General features: G+C 66.8%; 17 protein-coding genes. 11 read left to right on the top strand and 6 right to left on the bottom strand.

Features of this window, described 5'->3' with window-relative positions; genetic code table 11:
• Window positions 1-179 precede the first annotated feature (179 nt).
• Both ACSX1D_RS19480 and ACSX1D_RS19475 read left to right on the top strand, forming a co-directional pair.
• A complete protein-coding gene (locus tag ACSX1D_RS19480; protein ID WP_439860033.1) occupies window positions 180-716 on the top strand; it encodes a dihydrofolate reductase family protein in 537 nt (178 codons plus the stop codon).
• 460 nt (window positions 717-1,176) lie between these two features.
• Entirely contained in the window at window positions 1,177-1,851 is a 675-nt protein-coding gene (locus ACSX1D_RS19475; RefSeq protein ID WP_439860032.1) for a type 1 glutamine amidotransferase domain-containing protein, read from the top strand.
• Window positions 1,852-1,873: 22 nt separating this feature from the next.
• Here ACSX1D_RS19475 and fusA read toward each other — a convergent pair whose 3' ends face one another.
• From fusA to ACSX1D_RS19450, 5 genes are all read right to left on the bottom strand, one after another.
• Window positions 1,874-3,922, bottom strand: coding sequence for an elongation factor G (fusA, locus tag ACSX1D_RS19470; RefSeq protein ID WP_439860031.1), 2,049 nt, complete (start codon window positions 3,920-3,922; stop codon window positions 1,874-1,876).
• 53 nt (window positions 3,923-3,975) lie between these two features.
• Window positions 3,976-4,575: a pyridoxine/pyridoxamine 5'-phosphate oxidase gene (locus tag ACSX1D_RS19465; RefSeq protein WP_439860030.1), complete on the bottom strand. Its 600-nt coding sequence runs from the start codon at window positions 4,573-4,575 to the stop codon at window positions 3,976-3,978.
• A gap of 843 nt (window positions 4,576-5,418) precedes the next feature.
• Window positions 5,419-5,706: a SorU family sulfite dehydrogenase c-type cytochrome subunit gene (gene sorU / locus ACSX1D_RS19460; RefSeq protein ID WP_439860029.1), complete on the bottom strand. Its 288-nt coding sequence runs from the start codon at window positions 5,704-5,706 to the stop codon at window positions 5,419-5,421.
• 28 nt (window positions 5,707-5,734) lie between these two features.
• Window positions 5,735-6,922 (bottom strand): SorT family sulfite dehydrogenase catalytic subunit, encoded by a 1,188-nt coding sequence (sorT, locus tag ACSX1D_RS19455; RefSeq protein WP_439860028.1) that lies wholly within the window; start codon window positions 6,920-6,922, stop codon window positions 5,735-5,737.
• A gap of 336 nt (window positions 6,923-7,258) precedes the next feature.
• Window positions 7,259-8,299: a threonine aldolase family protein gene (locus ACSX1D_RS19450; protein ID WP_439860027.1), complete on the bottom strand. Its 1,041-nt coding sequence runs from the start codon at window positions 8,297-8,299 to the stop codon at window positions 7,259-7,261.
• A 171-nt stretch (window positions 8,300-8,470) separates the two neighbouring features.
• Between ACSX1D_RS19450 and ACSX1D_RS19445 the strand changes: the two genes are divergently transcribed.
• The 8 genes from ACSX1D_RS19445 to fdhA all read left to right on the top strand — a co-directional run bounded on the left by ACSX1D_RS19445 (window position 8,471) and on the right by fdhA (window position 18,463).
• Entirely contained in the window at window positions 8,471-9,205 is a 735-nt protein-coding gene (locus ACSX1D_RS19445; RefSeq protein WP_439860026.1) for a TraX family protein, read from the top strand.
• Window positions 9,206-9,416: 211 nt separating this feature from the next.
• Complete coding sequence (gene glyA, locus ACSX1D_RS19440) at window positions 9,417-10,670, top strand: serine hydroxymethyltransferase (protein ID WP_439860025.1); 1,254 nt, start codon at window positions 9,417-9,419, stop codon at window positions 10,668-10,670.
• 143 nt (window positions 10,671-10,813) lie between these two features.
• Window positions 10,814-12,064 carry a sarcosine oxidase subunit beta family protein gene (locus tag ACSX1D_RS19435; RefSeq protein WP_439860024.1) on the top strand — a complete coding sequence of 417 codons (1,251 nt, stop codon included), beginning with the start codon at window positions 10,814-10,816 and terminating at the stop codon, window positions 12,062-12,064.
• Window positions 12,065-12,119: 55 nt separating this feature from the next.
• Complete coding sequence (locus ACSX1D_RS19430) at window positions 12,120-12,446, top strand: sarcosine oxidase subunit delta (protein ID WP_208707225.1); 327 nt, start codon at window positions 12,120-12,122, stop codon at window positions 12,444-12,446.
• Window positions 12,443-15,460 (top strand): sarcosine oxidase subunit alpha, encoded by a 3,018-nt coding sequence (locus ACSX1D_RS19425; RefSeq protein WP_439860023.1) that lies wholly within the window; start codon window positions 12,443-12,445, stop codon window positions 15,458-15,460. Before ACSX1D_RS19430 ends, ACSX1D_RS19425 begins: the two co-directional genes overlap by 4 nt.
• Window positions 15,461-15,536: 76 nt before the next feature.
• A complete protein-coding gene (locus ACSX1D_RS19420; RefSeq protein WP_439860022.1) occupies window positions 15,537-16,166 on the top strand; it encodes a sarcosine oxidase subunit gamma in 630 nt (209 codons plus the stop codon).
• A gap of 68 nt (window positions 16,167-16,234) precedes the next feature.
• Window positions 16,235-17,098: a formyltetrahydrofolate deformylase gene (gene purU / locus ACSX1D_RS19415; protein ID WP_439860021.1), complete on the top strand. Its 864-nt coding sequence runs from the start codon at window positions 16,235-16,237 to the stop codon at window positions 17,096-17,098.
• Between the two features lie 165 nt (window positions 17,099-17,263).
• Entirely contained in the window at window positions 17,264-18,463 is a 1,200-nt protein-coding gene (fdhA, locus tag ACSX1D_RS19410; protein ID WP_439860020.1) for a formaldehyde dehydrogenase, glutathione-independent, read from the top strand.
• Window positions 18,464-18,552: 89 nt separating this feature from the next.
• Here fdhA and ACSX1D_RS19405 read toward each other — a convergent pair whose 3' ends face one another.
• The gene (locus tag ACSX1D_RS19405; protein WP_439860019.1) at window positions 18,553-19,470 is read right to left on the bottom strand and encodes an acyltransferase; all 918 of its coding nucleotides are present in this window, start codon (window positions 19,468-19,470) and stop codon (window positions 18,553-18,555) included.
• A 169-nt stretch (window positions 19,471-19,639) separates the two neighbouring features.
• Between ACSX1D_RS19405 and ACSX1D_RS19400 the strand changes: the two genes are divergently transcribed.
• A complete protein-coding gene (locus ACSX1D_RS19400) occupies window positions 19,640-20,869 on the top strand; it encodes an HD-GYP domain-containing protein (protein WP_439860018.1) in 1,230 nt (409 codons plus the stop codon).
• The last annotated feature ends 130 nt before the right edge of the window (window positions 20,870-20,999 follow it).

Genomic DNA, 20,999 nt, shown 5'->3' with positions numbered 1-20,999 from the left:
TGCCGGGTGCTCCGGTCCTTGCGCTTCCGCTTATCGGCCTGCGCAGTACCCTTGGGCAGTTCGTTGCTTGTCGTCGCCGGCTGGCTGCTAGATTAGGGCTGGTTACTGGCGGCGGGCGCAGCCGCCAGGGAGTATCCCGCAAATCGAGCGCCTGGCAGGGCCGGGTGCGAGGAGGCAGGATGAAGACGTCCGTGTATATCGCGACCAGCCTCGATGGTTTCATCGCCCGGGCCGATGGCGCGCTCGACTGGCTACCGGACGGGGGCGCTGCAGAGGGTGCCGAGGATTATGGTTACGCAGAGTTCATGAGCACTGTCGATGCGGTGGTCATGGGCCGTTGCACCTACGAGCAGGTACAGCGTTTCGACGAATGGCCCTATGCCGACACCCCGGTGGTGGTGCTCAGTCGCCGCACGCGAAAGATTCCCGCGCCCCTGGCCGCCAGCGTCGAGGTCATGTCCTGTCCCCCGCTGGAACTGATCGAGCGCATGGCGGAGCGGGGCGCCAAGCACCTGTATATCGACGGCGGGCAGACCATCCAGGGCTTCCTGCGCGCCGGGCTGATTCAGCAGCTGATCCTGACCCGGGTGCCGATCCTCATTGGCACCGGCATCCCGCTGTTCGGGCCGCTGTTGCATGACATCCGCTGGCACCACATGGCCACCCGCACCTTCGCCAATGGTCTGGTGCAGAGTCGCTACACGCGCGTCGCCTGACGCCCGGCGGCTGCGCGGCGCGCGCCGGACGAAAAACGTACAGCCGGCGGCGACCCTAGGGCCGCCTGGCGTGGCGCGGAATGAACACAGTTTATCCACAGCCCGGCCCACAGATACTGTGGCTAACTGCCGCGGCTAACTTTATGAAATTGTTCAGAAAATGCTCTGATGGCCGGAGCCCTTCAGGGGCTTTGCCTGGAGGCGGGGCTGCACAGCTTATCCACAGCGTCATCCACCGGAATCTGGGATAGATACCCTCGGCGCGCCTCACCGCCAAGCGGGCGCCGCGGCGATTTGAAAAGCGACAGCGCAAAGCCTTGCGGGCGATGGCCGATGTCCCATTTCGGCAATGAGCGCTTTTTGAATTATCGAGTCATCTGCCTGTCCCTAACCTGGGGGCTCCCGCCTGTGAGGTGTCCGCCCGCTCGAGCCGCGCTTGCCACTTGCACCGGAGATGCCCATGAAGATCCTGATGATCCTGACCTCGCACGACCAGCTCGGCGACACCGGCAAGAAGACCGGCTTCTGGCTGGAGGAATTCGCCGCGCCTTATTACGTGTTCAAGGATGCCGGCGCCAGCATCACCCTGGCCTCGCCCAAGGGCGGTCAGCCGCCCCTGGACCCGAACAGCGATGCGGCGGAGGCGCGGACGCCGGCGACCGAGCGCTTCAAGCAGGATGCGGCGGCGCAGCAGGCGTTGGCCAATACCCGGGTGCTCGACTGCGTCGAGATGCAGGACTTCGATGCGCTGTTCTATCCCGGCGGTCATGGCCCGCTCTGGGACCTGGCCGAGAATGTCACCTCGATCGCCCTGATCGAGCAGTTTCACGGCGCTGGCAAGCCGGTTGCCGCGGTCTGCCATGCCCCGGCGGTGTTCAGGCATACCAAGGGCCGCGACGGCAAGCCGCTGGTCAGCGGGCAGCGGGTCACCGGCTTCAGCAACAGCGAAGAACAGGCCGTACAGCTGAGCGAGGTGGTGCCGTTTCTGCTCGAGGACATGCTCAAGGAGAAGGGGGGCCATTACTCCAGGGCTGACGACTGGCAGAGCCATGTGGCCGAGGACGGCCTGCTGATCACCGGGCAGAACCCGGCGTCTTCCGCGGCGGCTGCCGAGGCCCTGCTCAAGCGCCTGTGACGCCGCCGCCGGCCCGGGCGCGCTATTCGTCTTCCTGCTCCGTTGCCTTGTGGCTGGCCACCAGGCGCTGCTGCACCTCCGCCGGCACCGCGCTGTAGTGGCTCAGCTCCAGGCTGTAGGCGCCTTGGCCGGCGGTGATCGACTTGAGGCGTCCGCCGTAGCCGTCCAGTTCCGCCAGCGGCACCTGCCCCCGGACCAGCGCCAGGCCCTGGGCTGCGGCCTCGCTGCCGAGCACCTGGCCGCGGCGGCCGACCAGGTCGGTGGTGATGTCGCCGAGCTTGCTCTCCGGGGTGGTGATCTCGATGTTGGCGATCGGCTCGAGGGCGATGCAGCCTGCGCCGCGCAGGGCATCGAGCATGGCCTTGCGTCCGGCAGCCTGGAAGGCGATGTCCTTGGAGTCGACGGCGTGGCTCTTGCCGTCGTAGACCGTGACCTTGAGGTCCTCGACCGGGTGGCCGGTCAGCGGGCCGGCCTCCAGCACCGAGCGCACGCCCTTTTCCACCGACGGGATGAACTGCGAGGGGATCACCCCGCCCTTGACCGCATCGACGAACTCGAAACCGGCGCCGCGGGCCAGCGGCTCGACGCGCAGAAACACCTCGCCGAATTGCCCGGCGCCGCCGGTCTGCTTTTTGTGCCGGCTATGGCCGTCGGCCGCCCGGGTGACGGTCTCGCGGTAGGGCACCCGCGGCGGGCGGGTCTGCACCTCGACCTTGTAGGTGCCGGCCAGGCGGTCGAGCAGGTAGCGCAGGTGCAGTTCGCCCATGCCGCGCAACACGGTTTCCTGGGTGCTGGCCTGGTAGTCGAGCCTGACGCACGGATCTTCGGCCAGCAGGCGGTGCAGCACCTCGGCGATGCGCTGCTCGTCGCCGCGGCGCTTGGCCTCGATGGCCAGGCCCTGCATGGGGGCGGGGAAGGCCAGGGGCTTGAGGTGGATGCTGTCTTCGTCGTGGGAGTCGTGCAGCACGGCATCGAACTCCAGCTCATCGACCTTGCTTACCGCGCCGAAGTCACCGGGCACCAACTGGGTCACCTCATCGTAGCGCTTGCCCTGCAGGCGCAGCAGGTGGCCGACCTTGAACGGCTTCTTGGCTTCGCCGATGAACAGCTGCATGTCGCGGCGCAGGGTGCCCTGATGCACGCGGAAGATCCCCAGCTTGCCGACGAAGGGGTCCATCACCACCTTGAACACATGGGCCAGCACATGGCGCTGCGGGTCGGGCTGCGAGCGAAAGGGCTTGGCGCTCGCGCCCTCGCCCTTGTAGAACAGCGGGGGATTGCCCTCGCTCGGGTTGGGCGCCAGGCGCACGAGCATGTCCAGCAGTTCGCCGACTCCGGCGCCGCTGCGCGCCGAGACGAAGCACAGGGGAATCAGGTGACCCTCGCGCAGGGCCTGTTCGAACGGCGCGTGTAATTTCTCGGGATTGATCTCGCCCTGTTCCAAATAGCGCGCCATCAGCGCCTCGTCGAGCTCCACCACCTGATCGACCAGGGCCCGGTGGGCCTCGGCCACCGAGGAGAAGTCGGCTTCGCCATCGGGATTGAAGAAGCAGTCGACTACCCGGCTGGCGCCCGCGGCCGGCAGGTTGAGCGGCAACACCTCCTTGCCGAAGGCCTCGCGCAGCTCCTCGAGCAGCAGGGGCAGGTCGACTCGCTCGGCATCGATCTTGTTCACCACCAGCATCCGGCACAGGCGCCGTTCGCCGGCCAGGGCCATCATCCGCCGGGTGTTCAGCTCGATACCGCCCTGTGCGTTGACCACCACCAGGGCGGTGTCCACCGCGGCCAGGGCGGCGATGGACTGGCCGATGAAGTCGGGATAGCCGGGCGTGTCGATCAGGTTGATCTCGGTCTCTTGATAGGTGCAGTGGGCCAGCGCCGAAGACAGGGAGTGGCGGTACTCGCGCTCCAGCGGGTCGAAGTCGCAGACCGTGTCGCCGCGCTCCAGGGTACCCATGCTGGCGAGGGCACCGCTGTGCTGCAGCAGCGCCTCGACCAGGCTGGTCTTGCCGCAGTCGGCATGGCCGACCAGCGCGACCGTGCGTATGGCCTCGACCGGATAGTTCGCCATATGTGCCTCCCTCCGCCAGATTTCTGCAGTATAGGCAGCGGCGCGGCGGCGGCTCAGGGGTGCAGCGAGGTGCGGCTCCAGTGGCCGTCGGCGTCCTTCTGGTAACGCAGCCGCTCGCGCAGGCGCTGCCAGCCGCTGGGCCAGAACTCGATGCGCTCGGGCTGCACGCGAAAGGCGCACCAGTCGGCCTGCCGGGGGATCGCCTCGAATCCCGTCGCCTGTTCCAGTTGGCGCGCCTGTCTGTGCAGCCTGCCCTGCTCGCCGGCCGTGCGACCCTGCTCCGAGGCCCAGGCGCCCAACTGCATGATCCGCGAGCATTTACGCCAGTACTGGTCGGCGGTTTCGTCGCCTTGCAGCACCGCCTCACCCTCGACCAGCACCTGCTCCTGCAGCGCCGGCCAGTAGAAACACAGGGCGGCCCGGGGGTTGTCCCGCAGCTGCTGACCCTTGCCGCTCTCGCGGTTGGCGAAGAACAGCAGGCCGGCTGGTTCCACGGCAACCACGTAGACCGTGCGCACCGAAGGCCTGGCCGCACGGTCGGCGGTGGCCAGGGCGGCGCTGTGGGGCTCTTCCACGCCGCGGGCGGCGGCCTCGTCGATCAGCCGCTGCAGGCGTTCCAGGGCCTGTGGATAGAGTGCTGCATGGGGATTCATGGGATTGTCCTGGGGCGCTCGCCGAGCGCACGCAAAGAGTATAGGCGCCACTGCCGAAGGCCGTGCTCGGACGCCGGTAGCATCGCTTAACTCATTGATGCTGAACAAAATATGAGCTGAGATCGGCAGGCCGCAGAGGGCCTGGGCTGCGGTCATCGCCCTACAGCATCTGGACAGCTTGTGCACAGAGTCATCCACCGGCTCTGTGGGTAAAGGCGCGAGGCGCGTCCCGTGTCCGGCGCCTCGCAAGGCCAGAAGCCGGCAGAGCGAGGGCTTGCGCAATCCTTGAGCAGTCTGGCGCAGGCCTTGTGAATAGTAGCTCTTGAAGAGTTATTCACAGGCTATGCACGGCGTCGCGCACAGTTTCTGCGTCTAAATGCTCGTATCCTTTTACGCTACTGCCGAAAAATTGATCGATCGGCACAGGCCCTCGTCGGCACTGGGATGCAGCCCGGCCTGTACAGCTTGTCCACAGTTTGATCCACCGCCGTTGTGGAAAACGGGCCGGCGAGGGCGGTGCGACCGCGGTGATGGTTCGGCAGGCGCGCAAGGGGCGAGCGTTCGCAGGCGTCTGGCTAGAAACTGCACAGCGAGGCGAAACCGGCGCAGAGTGGGCCTTGCAGCCATCTATCCACAGCTTGCCAAGGGTTTGCTGCACAGCATCTGTGGGTTACTGGATTACTAAGTTATTGAAATCGCTCATAAAGTGATCGCATGGCGAAGCCCCGCAGGCGGCGCGCCGCGCAGCCGTTGCCGAACAGCTTATCCACAGCTTGATCCACCGACATCGTGGGTAAGTGCACGGGCGCACTCAGCGCGCCATCAGGCCGTGGCGCCGCCGGGTCATTGCCCGGCCACCTGCGACACGTAGTTCGCCAGCAGGGCGATCTGTTCGTCGCTGAGGGAATCGGCGTAGCTGGGCATCACGCCGAGGCCGCCGCGCAGGGCCGCCTGCACTTGCTCGGCGCTCGGCTTGAGCTGGTCCAGGTCGGGGCCGATGTTGCCGCTGGCCCCAGCCGCGCGCAGGCTGTGGCAGAGGGCGCAGGGTGGCTGGGCCTGTTGCTGGAACAGGGTGCGGGCGGCGTCCGCATCGGCCGCCTGGGCGAGGGTCGCTGTCAGGCCGATCAGCACGGCAGGGACCAAGTGGCGGGTTGCGCGGCTACACCACCTGGATGTCGACAGCATGGTCGCGCCAGGAGTTGTTGCCATAGCCTCGTTCGTTTTCCACACGCTCGCGGGGTTGCATGTCGCCCTCGAAGTCGATCGCCCGGCTGGCCAGGCTATAGCTGCCGGGCTCGAGGTCGGCGATGAACAGGAATGGCCGCCAGGCGTGCGGGCCCAGGTCCGGGCCGATAAAGCGCGCCATGTGCCAGTTGTTGCCACCGTTGGTCGACACTTCCACGCGCAGCAGCGGCTTGGCGCCGCCGAAGGCGACGCCCTGGATCATCACCCGTCCGGCCGCTACCCGTTGCAACGGCCGCGTGATCCACGACTTGACGTTCATTTCCCACATCGACGGCTGATCCGCCGCCCCGCCCTGGCCGATCGGGCGGATGCGATAGCCGGAGACCTGGATCTTGGCATCGCTCTGCTCGGCGGTGAAGGCCACCTGTTTGACGTACTTGACGTTGTTCACCCCGTAGAAGCCTGGCAGGACCATGCGCAGCGGGCCGCCGTGGGCGAGGGGCAGGGCCTCGCCATTCAGCTCCCAGGCCAGCAGGGCCTGCTCCACGGCGCGCAGTGGCACCGAGCGCTCGACCATCACGCTCTTGAGGTCCAGGCCTTCGGGCAGCGCCTCGCCGCCGGTGCTGGTCATGTAGCGGCGGCCATCGGCGATACCGCCCAGCGCCTTGATCACCAGACGCATGGGCACGCCGGTCCACAGCACGCAACCGGCGGCGCCGACCGACCATTGGGTGCCGCTGGCGCCATGGGGGAAGAAGGCGCGACCATTGCCCGAGCATTGCAGCACGCTGGCGACGGTCTCCACGCCGAGCTGCTTGAGTTGGCCCAGGGTCATGCTACGGGGATTGTTCACCCCCTGGAAGGTCACGCTCCAGGCGTCGGGATCGGCGACTATGGCCGGGTCGGGCGGCGGCAGGTTGTTGCGGATGAACAGCCGCTCGTTGGAGGTCACCAGGCCGGTGCCCTGGGCCTCGCGGCGGGTTTCCAGGGTCTTGTCGCTGTGCACGATCAGGGCCTCGGGGGTCTTCCAGCTGACATAGTCCGGCAGCGGCGTCTGCGCCGCCCAGGCATGCGGTGTGACGCTGAGCAGACCGGCGGACGCCAGCGCGCCGGTGCTGCCGAGCAGCAGGTGGCGGCGATGCAGGTCGATGGAGTCGTTCATGGTGCTTGTCCCTCCTTCGCTGGTGTGCACCACTCGAGGGGGAGTTCCGCCAGGTGGCGAGTGGCGCGCAGGCGCTGATGGCAGGGGAGGCGGTGAGCAGCTGCGGGCGTGCGTTTGCGGCGTCTTTCGACGTGCCTGCCATGCTTGCTTCGGTCTAGGTCGCGAGCGCCGGCCTGTCAAGGTTGGTGGTCGCTTCCTCATGGTACCGGCGTCGTGCTGGTCGCTTATTGCTCAGTGCCGGCCAGCCCTTGTGGCACTAGGTCATGGGCCTGTGGCGAACAACTTGTCCACAGGCCCATGCACAGCTTCTGGGGGTAACGGGCATTCAGTGCCGGGTCAGGCGCCCATGGCGCTGCGGATGTCCGCCGCCAGCAGGCGGACCCGCTGTTCGTCGGTGTCCCAGGAGCACATGAAGCGGGCGCCGCCGGCGCCGATGAAGGTGTAGAAGCGCCAGCCCTTGGCGCGCAGGGTTTCCAGGGCCGTTTCGGCGATCTGCAGGAACACCCCGTTGGCCTCCACCGGGAACATCAGGCTGACCCCCGGCACGTCGCTGACCAGTTCGGCGAGCAGGCGGGCGCAGCGGTTGGCGTGATTGGCGTAGTGCAGCCAGGCATCGTTCTGCAGCAGGCCGACCCAGGGCGCGGACAGGTAGCGCATCTTCGAGGCCAGTTGGCCGGCCTGCTTGCAGCGGTAGTCGAAGTCCTCGGCCAGTTCCTTGTTGAAGAACAGGATGGCTTCGCCCACGGCCATGCCGTTCTTGGTGCCGCCGAAGCACAGCACGTCGACCCCGGCCTTCCAGGTCAGCTCGGCCGGCGAGCAGTCGAGGAAGGCGCAGGCGTTGGAGAAGCGCGCGCCGTCCATGTGCAGCTTCAGGCCCAGTTCGCGGCAGGTTTCGCTGATCGCGCGGATTTCCTCGGGGCGGTAGGCGGTGCCGACCTCGGTGGCCTGGGTGAGGCTGACCACCCGCGGCTTGGGGTAGTGGATGTCCTGGCGCTTGAGGGCGATTTCGCGGATGGCTGCGGGGGTCAGTTTGCCGTTCTCGGTCTTGGCCAGCAGCAGCTTGGAGCCGTTGGAGAAGAACTCCGGGGCGCCGCATTCGTCGGTCTCGACGTGGGCGGTCTCCGAGCAGATCACGCTGTGGTAGCTCTGGCACAGGGCCGCCAGGGCCAGGGAGTTGGCCGCGGTGCCGTTGAAGGCGAAGAACACCTCGCAGTCGGTTTCGAACAGCCGGCGGAAATGGTCGGCGGCGCGGGCGGTCCACTGGTCGTCGCCATAGGCGCGGTCGTGGCCATGGTTGGCCTCGGCCATGGCGGCCCAGGCCTCCGGGCAGATGCCGGAGTAGTTGTCGCTGGCGAACTGTTGGGATGAATCGGGCATTGCAAGTTCCTTCTTATCGAGGCGCCGGGGTGAGGGCCGGCGTATGCCGCTACTTTACTCCCGCGCGGCGGCGGGCGGCAGCAGGCGACAGCCTGGCCCGCGAATGCTCCTCGGTGTCGCCGGCGGTCATGGGCTAAGGTCGTTGCAGTCCCCTCTGGCTCCCGCCTGCCCATGCCGCCGCCGATCAGCGTTCTGTCCGCCGCCCCCCGCGATGCCGCCCTCGACCTGATCAAGTGGTTGGCGCTACTGAGCATGCTGCTCGATCACCTGCGCTACGTCTGGCCGCAGCTATATTGGCTGTATGTGCCGGGGCGCCTGGCCTTTCCGCTGTTCTGCCTGGCGATCGCCGCCAACCTGCGCCGGCAAGCCCCGGGCCGGCCGCTGCCGCTGCGCTACCTGGGCCTGCTGCTGGGCTTTGCGCTGTTGTCCGAGGGGCCCTATCGGCTGCTGGTGCCGGCGCCGCAGGTGCTGAATATCCTACCGACCCTGGCCCTGGGTCTGATTCTCGCCCACGCCCTGGAGCAGCCCCGGGGCGGCGCGCGCGGCTTGGCGGCGGGCGCGCTGGTGCTGGCCGTGCTGGGTCACCCCTGGCTGATGTTCGGCGCCGCTGGCGCGCTGCTGCCGGCGGCGTTCGTCCTGGCCTTGCGCGAACCGCGCCGAGCCTGGCCGTGGCCGGTGGCGCTGTGCCTGCTGGCGAACTACTCGCAGCCGCTGTACGGCCAGGCGCTGCATGGCGAGGCCTTCGCCCTGGCGGTCGTTTTCAGCTGCGGCCTGGCCCCGTTGGTCGGAATTCGCCTGTTGCGGGCCCCCGGTCGGTGGTCGGTGGCGCCGGTGGGGCGTTGGGCCTATGGTTTCTATCCGGTCCACTTCCTGATCCTGGCGTTGCTGCGCGAGCACCTGGCCTAGAGCCTGCGACGCACTGTCGCAGGTGGGCTGCCGGAACGCCTCTGGGACGCTGCATGCGCAAGACCGACAGGAGCATGTCGCAAACGCAATCCCCTGTGGCGTGCATAGGCATCTGAGGGTTCGGGGCGAGTCATACCATCCGCTGCACAGGGTCAACCCCCTCCCGATTCCACACCGATGCGCTACAGCGTGGCGCCGCAGGAGATCAGCGATGTTCAGCAAACAAGACCAAATCCAGGGCTATGACGACGAACTGCTCGCGGCGATGAACGCCGAAGAGGCCCGTCAGGAGCATCACATCGAGCTGATCGCCTCGGAGAACTACACCAGCAAGCGCATCATGGAAGCTCAGGGCAGCGGCCTGACCAACAAGTACGCCGAAGGCTACCCGGGCAAGCGTTACTACGGTGGTTGCGAGCACGTCGACGTGGTCGAGCAGCTGGCCATCGACCGCGCCAAGCAGCTGTTCGGCGCCGACTTCGCCAACGTCCAGCCGCACTCCGGCTCCTCGGCCAACGCCGCCGTCTACCTGGCCCTGCTCAACGCGGGTGACACCATCCTGGGCATGAGCCTGGCCCACGGCGGTCACCTGACCCACGGTTCCAAGGTCAGCTCCTCCGGCAAGCTGTACAACGCCGTGCAGTACGGCCTGGACACCGCCACCGGGCTGATCGACTACGACGAAGTCGAGCGCCTGGCCGTCGAGCACAAGCCGAAGATGATCGTCGCCGGCTTCAGCGCCTACTCCAAGACCCTGGACTTCCCGCGTTTCCGCGCCATCGCCGACAAGGTCGGTGCGCTGCTGTTCGTCGACATGGCCCACGTCGCCGGCCTGGTTGCCGCCGGCCTGTACCCGAACCCGATTCCGTTCGCCGACGTGGTCACCACCACCACCCACAAGACCCTGCGCGGTCCGCGTGGCGGCCTGATCCTGGCCAAGGCCAACCCCGAGATCGAGAAGAAGCTCAACGCCGCGGTCTTCCCCGGCGCCCAGGGCGGCCCGCTGATGCACGTGATCGCCGCCAAGGCGGTGTGCTTCAAGGAAGCGCTGGAGCCTGAGTTCAAGGAATACCAGGCCCAGGTGATCAAGAACGCCCAGGCCATGGCCAAGGTGTTCATCGAGCGCGGCTTCGACGTGGTCTCCGGCGGCACCGACAACCACCTGTTCCTGCTCAGCCTGATCAAGCAGGGCCTGACCGGCAAGGACGCCGACGCCGCCCTGGGCCGCGTGGGCATCACCGTGAACAAGAACTCCGTGCCGAACGACCCGCAGTCGCCGTTTGTCACCTCGGGCCTGCGCATCGGCACCCCGGCCGTGACTACCCGCGGCTTCAAGGAGCCCCAGTGCATCGCCCTGGCCGGCTGGATCTGCGACGTGCTCGACCACCTCGGCGACGCCGACGTCGAGGCCCAGGTGGCTAAGCTGGCCGCTGGCCTGTGTGCGGACTACCCGGTCTATCGTTGAGTTTTCCCTTTCCCTCCGGGAGCAGTGCCCGCAGGGCGGATGAGGGAAACGGCGGATTTTAGGTACGCCAGAGTCCCCCAGGTTTCCCTCACCCCCCAAGGCCTCTGGCGAGGCTTGGGGGAACAGATTTCAGGAGCATACCCATGCAACGTTATTCCGGCTTCGGCCTGCTCAAGCATTCCTTCAGCCACCACGAGAACTGGCAGCGCATGTGGCGCAACCCGACGCCCAAGCCGGTCTACGACGTGATCATCGTCGGCGGTGGCGGCCACGGCCTGGCGACTGCCTACTACCTGGCCAAAGAGTTCGGCGTGAAGAACGTCGCGGTCATCGAGAAGGGCTGGCTGGGCGGCGGTAACACCGCGCGCAACACCACCATCGTGCGTTCCAACTACCTGTGGGACGAGTCGGCGCAGCTCTACGAGCACGCCATGAAGCTGTGGGAAGGCCTGTCCCAGGACCTCAACTACAACGTCATGTTCTCCCAGCGCGGCGTGTTCAACCTCGGCCACACCCTGCAGGACATGCGCGACATCGAGCGCCGGGTCAGCGCCAACCGCCTCAACGGCATCGACGGCGAGGTGCTCAACGCCAAGCAGGTCGAGGACATGATCCCCTTCATGGATTGCAGCAAGAACACCCGTTACCCGGTAATGGGCGCTTCCCTGCAGCGTCGTGGCGGCGTCGCCCGTCACGATGCGGTGGCCTGGGGCTATGCCCGCGCCGCCGACGCCCTGGGCGTCGACCTGATCCAGCAGACCGAAGTGATCGGCTTCCGCAAGGAAAACGGCGCGTGCATCGGCGTCGAGACCACCCGTGGTTTTATCGGCGGCAAGAGGGTGGGCGTCGTGACGGCGGGCAACTCGGGGCACATGGCCAAGCTGGCGGGCTTCCGCCTGCCGCTGGAGTCGCACCCGCTGCAGGCCCTGGTCTCCGAGCCGATCAAGCCGATCATCGACAGCGTGATCATGTCCAACGCGGTACACGGCTACATCAGCCAGTCGGACAAGGGCGACCTGGTCATCGGCGCCGGCATCGACGGCTACAACGGCTACGGTCAGCGCGGTTCCTACCCGACCATCGAGCACACCCTGCAGGCCATCGTCGAGCTGTTCCCGATCCTCTCGCGGGTGCGCATGAACCGCCAGTGGGGCGGCATCGTCGACACCACTCCGGACGCTTGCCCGATCATCGCCAAGACCCCGGTGAAGAACCTGTTCTTCAACTGCGGTTGGGGTACTGGTGGCTTCAAGGCCACGCCGGGTTCCGGCCACGTATTTGCCGCCAGCCTGGCCAAGGGCGAGATGCACCCGCTGGCCAAGGCCTTCTCGATCGAGCGCTTCCACAATGGCGCGCTGATCGACGAACACGGCGCGGCCGGGGTGGCGCACTGATATTGGCCCCCTCTCCCGACGGGAGAGGGAGGAATGTTTTCTGGAGGTACCGACCATGCTGCATATCTTCTGCCCTCACTGTGGCGAGCTGCGCTCCGAAGAGGAGTTCCATGCCAAAGGCCAGGCGCACATCGCCCGCCCGCTGGACCCGAATGCCTGCACCGACGAGGAGTGGGGCGAGTACCTGTTCTTCCGCGACAACCCGCGTGGCATCCACCACGAGCTGTGGGTGCACGCCGCCGGTTGCCGTAAGTTCTTCAACGTGACTCGCCACACGGTGAGCTACGAAATCCTCGAAACCTACAAGATCGGCGAGCGTCCCAGTGTCACTGAGGCCAGCGTTGCCGCGAAGAAGACTGCCGGCCAAGGAGTAACCGCATGAGCCAGGTCAATCGTCTTTCCCAGGGCGGGCGCATCGATCGCAGCCAGCCCCTGACCTTCAAGTTCAACGGCGAGACCTACCAGGGCTATGCCGGCGACACCCTGGCCGCCGCGCTTCTGGCCAACGGCGTCGACATCGTCGGCCGCAGCTTCAAGTACTCGCGTCCGCGCGGCATCGTCGCCGCCGGCGCCGAAGAGCCGAACGCGGTGCTGCAGATCGGTTCCACCGAAGCGGCGCAGATCCCCAACGTGCGCGCCACCCAGCAGGCGCTGTACAGCGGCCTGGTGGCGACCAGCACCAACGGCTGGCCGAACGTCAACAACGACCTGATGGGTATCCTCGGCAAGGTCGGCGGCAAGATGATGCCGCCCGGGTTCTACTACAAGACCTTCATGTACCCGCAGAACCTCTGGCTGACCTACGAGAAGTACATCCGCAAGGCCGCCGGCCTCGGTCGTGCGCCGCGGGAAAACGACCCGGACAGCTATGACTACATGAACCAGCACTGCGACGTGCTGGTGGTCGGCTCCGGCCCCGCCGGCCTGGCCGCCGCCTTGGCCGCCGGCCGCAGCGGCGCGCGGGTGATCCTCGCCGACGAACAGGAAGAGTTCGGTGGCAGCCTGCTGTCGACCCGCGAGACCCTGGATGGCAAGCCTGCCGCCGAGTGGGTCGCCGCGGCCCTCGCCGAACTGGAAAAAATGCCGGAAGTGACCCTGCTGCCGCGCGCCACGGTCAACGGCTACCACGACCACAACTTCCTCACCATCCACCAGCGCCTCACCGATCACCTCGGTGAAGTCGCGCCGATGGGCCAGGTGCGTCAGCGCATGCACCGCGTGCGCGCCAAGCGCGTGGTCCTGGCCACCGGCGCCCACGAGCGCCCGCAGGTGTATGCCAACAACGACGTGCCGGGCAACATGCTGGCCGACGCGGTCTCCACCTATGTGCGCCGCTACGGCGTCGCCCCGGGCCGCAAGCTGGTGCTGTCGACCAACAACGACTACGCCTACCGCGTGGTCCTGGACTGGCTCGACGCCGGCCAGCAGGTGGTCGCCGTCGCCGATGCGCGCAGCAACCCGCGCGGCACCTGGGTCGAGGAAGCGCGCAAGCGCGGTGTCCGGGTCCTCACCGGCAGCGCCGTGGTCGAAGCCCGCGGCAGCAAGCGGGTGACCGGTGCGCGCATCTGCGCCATCGACCTGAACAAGCACAAGGTCACCAGCCCGGGCGAGATGCTCGACTGCGACCTGATCGTCAGCTCCGGCGGCTACAGCCCGGTGGTGCACCTGGCCTCGCACCTCGGTGGTCGTCCGGTGTGGCGTGAAGACATCCTCGCCTTCGTTCCGGGTGAGGGCTTCCAGAAGCGCCTGTGCGCCGGCGCGGTCAACGGTGTGTTCGCCCTCGGCGACGCCCTGGCCGACGGTTTCGAGGCAGGCGCCTCGGCCGCCGCCGAAGCCGGCTTCAAGGCCGTCAGCGGCAGCCTGCCGAAGGTCGAGAAGCGCACCGAGGAGCCGGCCGTCGCGCTGTTCCAGGTGCCCCACGACAAATCCACCGCACGGGCGCCGAAGCAGTTCGTCGACCTGCAGAACGACGTCACCGCGGCCGGCATCGAGCTGGCCACCCGCGAGGGCTTCGAGTCGGTCGAGCACGTCAAGCGCTACACCGCGCTGGGCTTCGGTACCGACCAGGGCAAGCTGGGCAACATCAACGGTCTGGCCATCGCCGCCCGTTCGCTGGGCATCAGCATTCCGGAGATGGGCACCACCATGTTCCGCCCGAACTACACCCCGGTGACCTTCGGTGCCGTGGCCGGGCGCAACTGTGGCGAGCTGTTCGACGCCAAGCGCTACACCGCGCTGCATGCCTGGCACCTGAAGAACGGCGCCGAGTTCGAGGACGTCGGCCAGTGGAAGCGTCCCTGGTACTTCCCCAAGAATGGTGAAGACCTGCACGCCGCCGTGGCCCGCGAGTGCAAGGCCGTGCGCGAGAGCGTCGGTCTGCTCGACGCCTCGACCCTGGGCAAGATCGATATCCAGGGCCCGGATGCCCGCGAGTTCCTCAACCGCATCTACAGCAACGCCTGGACCAAGCTGGACGTGGGCAAGGCCCGCTACGGCCTGATGTGCAAGGAAGACGGCATGGTCACCGACGACGGTGTCACCGCCTGTCTGGCCGACAACCACTTCCTGATGACCACCACCACCGGTGGCGCGGCGCGCATCATGGAATGGCTGGAGATCTACCACCAGACCGAATGGCCGGAGCTGAAGGTGTACTTCACCTCGGTCACCGACCACTGGGCCACCCTGACCCTGTCCGGCCCCAACAGCCGCAAGCTGCTGGCCGAAGTGACCGACATCGACCTGGACAAGGACGGCTTCCCGTTCATGACCTGGAAGGAAGGCAATGTCGGCGGCGTGCCGGCCCGGGTGTTCCGCATCTCCTTCACCGGCGAGCTGAGCTACGAGGTCAACGTCCAGGCCGACTACGCCATGGGCGTGCTCGAGCAGATCGTCGAGGCGGGCAAGCAGTACAACCTGACGCCTTATGGCACCGAGACCATGCACGTGCTGCGCGCCGAGAAGGGTTTCATCATCGTCGGTCAGGACACCGACGGCTCGGTCACCCCGGACGACCTGGGCATGGGCTGGTGTGTCGGTCGCACCAAGCCGTTCTCCTGGATCGGCTGGCGCGGCATGAACCGCGAGGACTGCCTGCGTGAAGACCGCAAGCAGCTGGTCGGCCTCAAGCCGGTCGACCCGAACAAGGTGCTGCCGGAGGGTGCGCAACTGGTGTTCGATGCGAAGCAGCCGATCCCGATGACCATGGTCGGTCATGTGACCTCCAGCTACATGAGCGCGGCGATGGGTTATTCCTTCGCCATGGCCCTGGTCAAGGGCGGCCTCAAGCGCATGGGCGAGAAGGTCTACGCGCCGCTGGTCGATGGCAGCGTGATCGAGGCGGAGATCTGCAGCCCGGTGTTCTACGACCCGAAAGGCGAGCGGCAGAACATCTGAGCCTTCGGCACCCAACCCGAGGGGCCGGCGAGCCGGCCCCTCCTGGTCAATCAGACATTAGCGACAGGTTAACAACATGACCGCGATCAACGTCTACAAGCAGCGCCCCGATGCCGCCAAGGCCGAATCCCCGCTGTTCCACGCCGGTCTCGACGAGCTGGCACGCAAGGGCAAGAGCAGCGCCGGGGTGACCCTGCGCGAGAAGAAACTGCTCGGCCACCTGATCCTGCGCGGCGAAGCCAGCGACAGCAATTTCGCCGGCGCCGTGCACAAGGCCATCGGCCTGGAGCTGCCGGTGGCCCTGACCCTGGTGGCCAGCGGCGAGACCTCGCTGCAGTGGCTGGCGCCGGACGAGTGGCTGCTGATCGTGCCGAGCGGCGAGGAGTTCGCCACCGAGCAGAAGCTGCGCGCGGCCCTGGAGGGCCAACACTTCTCCATCGTCAACGTCAGCGGTGGCCAGACCATCGTCGAGCTGAGCGGTCCGAAGGTCCGCGAGCTGCTGATGAAGTCCAGCTCCTACGACGTGCACCCGAGCAACTTCCCGGTGGGCAAGGCCGTCGGCACCGTCTTCGCCAAGTCCCAGCTGGTGATCCGCCATACCGCCGAGGACACCTGGGAGCTGCTGGTGCGCCGCAGCTTCGCCGACTACATCTGGCTATGGTTGCAGGATGCCAGCGCCGAGTACGGCCTGGCGATCAAGGCCTGAGCCGCGCCTAGCCTCCCAGCGGGGCGGCCGTGGCCGCCCCTGCCGGTCAATTGAAGGGAAGGATCAACATGAGCCGTGCCCCCGATACCTGGATTCTCACCGCCCACTGCCCGAGCGTGCTCGGCACCGTGGACGCGGTGACCCGCCTGCTCTACGAGCAGCAGTGCTATGTCACCGAGCACCATTCGTTCGACGACCGGCTGTCCGCACGCTTCTTCATCCGCGTCGAGTTCCGCGCCCCGGCCGGCTTCGACGAGACGAACTTCCGCGCCAGCCTCGACGAGCGCCTGGCGCCCTTCGACATGCAGACCGAGCTGACCCCGCCGGGTTATCGGGCCAAGGTGGTGCTGATGGTCTCCAAGGCCGACCACTGCCTCAACGACCTGCTCTATCGTCAGCGCATCGGCCACCTGGCCATGGACGTGGTCGCCGTGGTGTCCAACCACCCGGATCTCGAGCCCTTGGCGCGCTGGCACGACATTCCCTACCACTATTTCCCCCTCGACCCCAATGACAAGCCGGCGCAGGAGCGCAAGGTCTGGCAGGTGATCGAGGACAGCGGCGCCGAACTGGTGGTGCTCGCCCGCTACATGCAGGTGCTGTCGCCGGAGCTGTGCCGCAAGCTGGATGGCTGGGCGATCAATATCCACCACTCGCTGCTGCCCGGCTTCAAGGGCGCCAAGCCCTACCATCAGGCCTACCAGAAGGGCGTGAAGATGGTCGGGGCCACCGCCCACTACATCAACAACGACCTCGACGAGGGGCCGATCATCGCCCAGGGCGTCGAGTCGGTGGATCACGCCCACTACCCGGAAGACCTGATCGCCAAGGGCCGCGACATCGAGTGCCTGACCCTGGCCAAGGCCATCGGCTACCACATCGAGCGGCGGGTGTTCGTCAACGCCAACCGCACCGTGGTGCTGAACGCCTGAGGAATACTGGCGCCGGGTAGGCCCGGCGGCAGGGCAACACAGTGGAGAGAGCAGTACCGCACGGCCTGTCGGCGGTCTCTCCAGCAGCTGAACAACGCTCCAAATGCAAGGCCGCGTGGCCGCTGGCTGCGCCTTTGTGTCCACAACAACAATGGAGAACAACGCATGTCTGGTAATCGTGGTGTCGTCTATCTCGGCGCGGGCAAGGTCGAGGTACAGAAAATTGACTATCCGAAGATGCAGGATCCGCGCGGCAAGAAAATCGATCACGCGGTGATCCTGCGCGTGGTATCCACCAACATCTGTGGTTCCGACCAGCACATGGTGCGCGGTCGTACCACGGCGCAAACCGGCCTGGTACTGGGCCACGAGATCACCGGCGAGGTGATCGAGAAGGGCCGCGACGTCGAGAACCTGCAGATCGGCGACCTGGTCTCGGTGCCATTCAACGTCGCCTGCGGCCGTTGCCGCAGCTGTAAGGAACAGCACACCGGCGTCTGCCTGTCGGTCAACCCGGCCCGTCCGGGCGGCGCCTACGGCTACGTCGACATGGGCGACTGGACCGGTGGCCAGGCCGAGTACGCCATGGTGCCGTACGCCGACTTCAACCTGCTCAAGCTGCCGAATCGCGACAAGGCGATGGAGAAGATCCGCGACCTGACCTGCCTGTCCGACATCCTTCCGACTGGCTACCACGGCGCGGTAACCGCCGGCGTCGGCCCGGGCAGCACCGTCTACATCGCCGGTGCCGGTCCGGTCGGCCTGGCCGCTGCCGCCTCGGCACGCCTGCTTGGCGCCGCCGTGGTCATCGTCGGTGACGTCAACCCGGTGCGTCTGGTGCATGCCAAGGCCCAGGGCTTCGAGATCGCCGACCTGTCCCAGGACACCCCGCTGCACGAGCAGATCGCCGCCCTGCTGGGTGAGCCGGAAGTCGATTGCGCCATCGACGCCGTGGGCTTCGAGGCCCGTGGCCATGGTCACGAAGGCGTGCAGCACGAGGCTCCGGCCACCGTGCTCAACTCGCTGATGGGCGTGGTCCGCGTGGCCGGCAAGATCGGTATTCCGGGCCTGTACGTCACCGACGATCCGGGCGCGGTGGATGCCGCGGCGAAGAAGGGTGCCCTGAGCATCCGCTTCGGCCTGGGCTGGGCCAAGTCGCACAGCTTCCACACCGGCCAGACCCCGGTGATGAAGTACAACCGCCAGCTGATGCAGGCGATCATGTGGGACCGCATCAACATCGCCGAAGTCGTCGGTGTGCAGGTGATCAGCCTGGATCAGGCACCGAACGGCTACCACGAGTTCGATGCCGGCGTGCCGAAGAAATTCGTCATCGACCCGCACAAGCTGTTCAGCGCCGCCTGAGTCCAGGTGCGCTAGATAGGAAGGGCGGCCTTGGGCCGCCCTTTTTTGTGCCTGGCGATAATGCCCGGCCAGCGTGAAGCCCGGTGTCCCTAGGCTTCGACGGCGTCTATCGCCTCGTCCAGCGTCTCGCCGCGCAGGCGCGCGATGCGCTGGTCCTTCTCGCGCCACAGCAGGCTCACCCAGTCCTGCACCTGGCGGCGAAACGCCGCGTCGTTCTCGTAGTCGCCCTGCCACAGCGCCGGGTCGAGGGCGCGGATGTGGATGTCGACGATGACCCTGGGCACCTGGCCGCTGATCAGCTGCCAGAAGCCCGGAATGCGCGGCCCGGGGTAGACCAGGGTGACGTCCAGCACCGCGTCCAGCTGTTCGCCCAGGGCCGCCAGGACGAAGGCCACGCCGCCGGCCTTGGGTTTGAGCAGGTAGCGGTAGGGCGAACCCTGCTGGGCATGCTTGGCCGGAGTGAAGCGGGTGCCTTCCAGGTAATTGACCACGGTCACCGGCAGCTCGCGGAACTTCTCGCAGGCGCGCCTGGTGATGGCCAGGTCCTGCCCCTTGAGTTCCGGGTGCTTGGCCAGGAAGGCCTTGGAGTAGCGTCTCATGAAGGGATAGTCGAGCGCCCAGAAAGCCAGGCCGAGCAGCGGAACCCAGATCAGCTGCTGCTTGAGGAAGAACTTGAAATAGGGCGTCTTGCGGTTGAACGCCTGCACCAGGGCGGGAATGTCGACCCAGGACTGGTGGTTGCTGATCACCAGGTAGGAGGTGTCCTGGCGCAGCTCGGCACCGCCGCGGATATCCCAGACGGTGGGCAGCAGGCTGGCGAAGATCAGCTTGTTGAACTCGGCCCAGGTTTCGGCGACCCACATCACCCCGCGCGAACTGGCGGCCTTCAACCGGCGGCCGGGCAGGGCGAACTTGCCCAGGGCGATCAGCAGCAGCGGGCCGATCAGGACCAGGGTATTGAGCACGAGCAGCAGGGTGACGCTCAGACCGGTCAGCAGGCGGCGCATGGCTACTCCTTGTGGTGCGCGGCTTGGGACAGGTCATGATAAGCAGACCGCGCGCGGCCACCAAGTCGCCCGGGGCAACGGCGGCAGAAAATCCCCGGCGCGGCGCCAGGCATCCACATCTATGGCTTATGCTTACCCCGTTCATCGGTCCGTGCAGTGGAATCTTGCCGTGCTCAAACGCATTCCAGTCACCGAATTGCTCCAAGGCATGTTCATCCATGAGCTATGCGGCTCCTGGATGGAGCATCCATTCTGGAAGACCAGGTTCCTGCTCAACAGCGGCAAGGATCTGCAGCGCATCCTCGACAGTGGCATCCGCGAGGTGTGGATCGACACCGGACGGGGCCTGGACCTACCGAGCGGTAAGACGCTGGAGCAGGATCAGGACGAGACCGAGGCGGTATTGCTGGCCGCCGCGCCCACACCCGAGGCGGCGCCGCCAGCCGGCAAACGTGCCCTGGAGGAGGAGATCCAGCGCGCTGCCAAACTGTGCGACAGCTCCAAGGCCGCGGTGATGGCGATGTTCGGAGACGCGCGCATGGGGCGGGCCGTGGAGGTCGATCAGGTGGGCGAGCTGGTCGACGAGATTTCCGCCTCGATCCTGCGTCAGCCCAGCGCGTTGATCAGCCTGGCGCGGCTCAAGCACGCCGACGAGTACACCTACATGCACTCGGTGGCGGTGTGTGCGCTGATGATCGCCCTGGCGCGCGAGCTCAAGCTGGCGGAGGAGCAGGTGCGCGAGGCCGGCATGGCTGGGCTGCTGCATGATATCGGCAAGATGCGCCTGCCCCCGGAGGTGCTAAACAAACCGGGCAAGCTGAGCGACAGCGAGTTCGCCACCGTGCGCGCTCACCCCGAGGCTGGCGCGCGCATCCTGCAGGACAGCCAGCAGGTCGGTTCCCTGGTGCTCGACGTCTGCCTGCACCACCACGAGAAGGTCGACGGCAGTGGCTACCCGCACCGCCTGGAGGGCGAGCAGATCAGCCTGCTCGCGCGGATGGGGGCGGTCTGCGACGTGTACGATGCGATCACCTCGGACCGTCCCTACAAGGCTGGCTGGGAGCCGGCCGAGTCGATCCGCAAGATGGCCGGCTGGAAAGGTCACTTCGACGAGCGGGTGTTCCAGGCCTTCGTCAGGACCGTGGGCATCTACCCCACCGGGTCGCTGGTGCGGCTGCAGAGCGGACGCCTGGGGGTGGTGCTGGAGCAGCATGAGCATTCCCTGCTGACGCCGATGGTCAAGGTGTTCTTCTCGGCCAAGAGCAAGCAGCCGATCCCCCAGGAGGTCATCGACCTGAGCAAGCTGGCCGGTCGCGAGCGCATCATCGGTCGCGAGTCGGCGGCCGAGTGGGGCTTTCGCAACCTGGACGAGCTGTGGACGGGGTTGCCGGGCCGCTGACCCTCCCGCCGATGCCCAGCCGGGTGACCACCGCCGGTTTTCCGACATGTCTAGTGACCGCCTGCGCGGCCGGGGCTCTACAGCGGTCGGTTGCGGCGGTCCGGCGTAATTATTGCTTCGTTGTCGGCCT

The organism is Pseudomonas sp. MBLB4136, assembly GCF_051904765.1.
Classification (GTDB): Bacteria; Pseudomonadota; Gammaproteobacteria; order Pseudomonadales; family Pseudomonadaceae; genus Aquipseudomonas.
The sequence above is the reverse complement of the archived record's forward strand: the minus strand, read 5'-3'. Positions and strand labels throughout refer to the sequence as shown.

Coding starts and splice junctions, on each gene's coding strand:
- ACSX1D_RS19480 (WP_439860033.1), top strand. CDS start 180: ATGAAGACGTCCGTGTATATCGCGACCAGCCTCGATGGTTTCATCGCC.
- ACSX1D_RS19475 (WP_439860032.1), top strand. CDS start 1,177: ATGAAGATCCTGATGATCCTGACCTCGCACGACCAGCTCGGCGACACC.
- fusA (WP_439860031.1), bottom strand. CDS start 3,922: ATGGCGAACTATCCGGTCGAGGCCATACGCACGGTCGCGCTGGTCGGC.
- ACSX1D_RS19465 (WP_439860030.1), bottom strand. CDS start 4,575: ATGAATCCCCATGCAGCACTCTATCCACAGGCCCTGGAACGCCTGCAG.
- sorT (WP_439860028.1), bottom strand. CDS start 6,922: ATGAACGACTCCATCGACCTGCATCGCCGCCACCTGCTGCTCGGCAGC.
- ACSX1D_RS19450 (WP_439860027.1), bottom strand. CDS start 8,299: ATGCCCGATTCATCCCAACAGTTCGCCAGCGACAACTACTCCGGCATC.
- ACSX1D_RS19445 (WP_439860026.1), top strand. CDS start 8,471: ATGCCGCCGCCGATCAGCGTTCTGTCCGCCGCCCCCCGCGATGCCGCC.
- glyA (WP_439860025.1), top strand. CDS start 9,417: ATGTTCAGCAAACAAGACCAAATCCAGGGCTATGACGACGAACTGCTC.
- ACSX1D_RS19435 (WP_439860024.1), top strand. CDS start 10,814: ATGCAACGTTATTCCGGCTTCGGCCTGCTCAAGCATTCCTTCAGCCAC.
- ACSX1D_RS19430 (WP_208707225.1), top strand. CDS start 12,120: ATGCTGCATATCTTCTGCCCTCACTGTGGCGAGCTGCGCTCCGAAGAG.
- ACSX1D_RS19425 (WP_439860023.1), top strand. CDS start 12,443: ATGAGCCAGGTCAATCGTCTTTCCCAGGGCGGGCGCATCGATCGCAGC.
- ACSX1D_RS19420 (WP_439860022.1), top strand. CDS start 15,537: ATGACCGCGATCAACGTCTACAAGCAGCGCCCCGATGCCGCCAAGGCC.
- purU (WP_439860021.1), top strand. CDS start 16,235: ATGAGCCGTGCCCCCGATACCTGGATTCTCACCGCCCACTGCCCGAGC.
- fdhA (WP_439860020.1), top strand. CDS start 17,264: ATGTCTGGTAATCGTGGTGTCGTCTATCTCGGCGCGGGCAAGGTCGAG.
- ACSX1D_RS19405 (WP_439860019.1), bottom strand. CDS start 19,470: ATGCGCCGCCTGCTGACCGGTCTGAGCGTCACCCTGCTGCTCGTGCTC.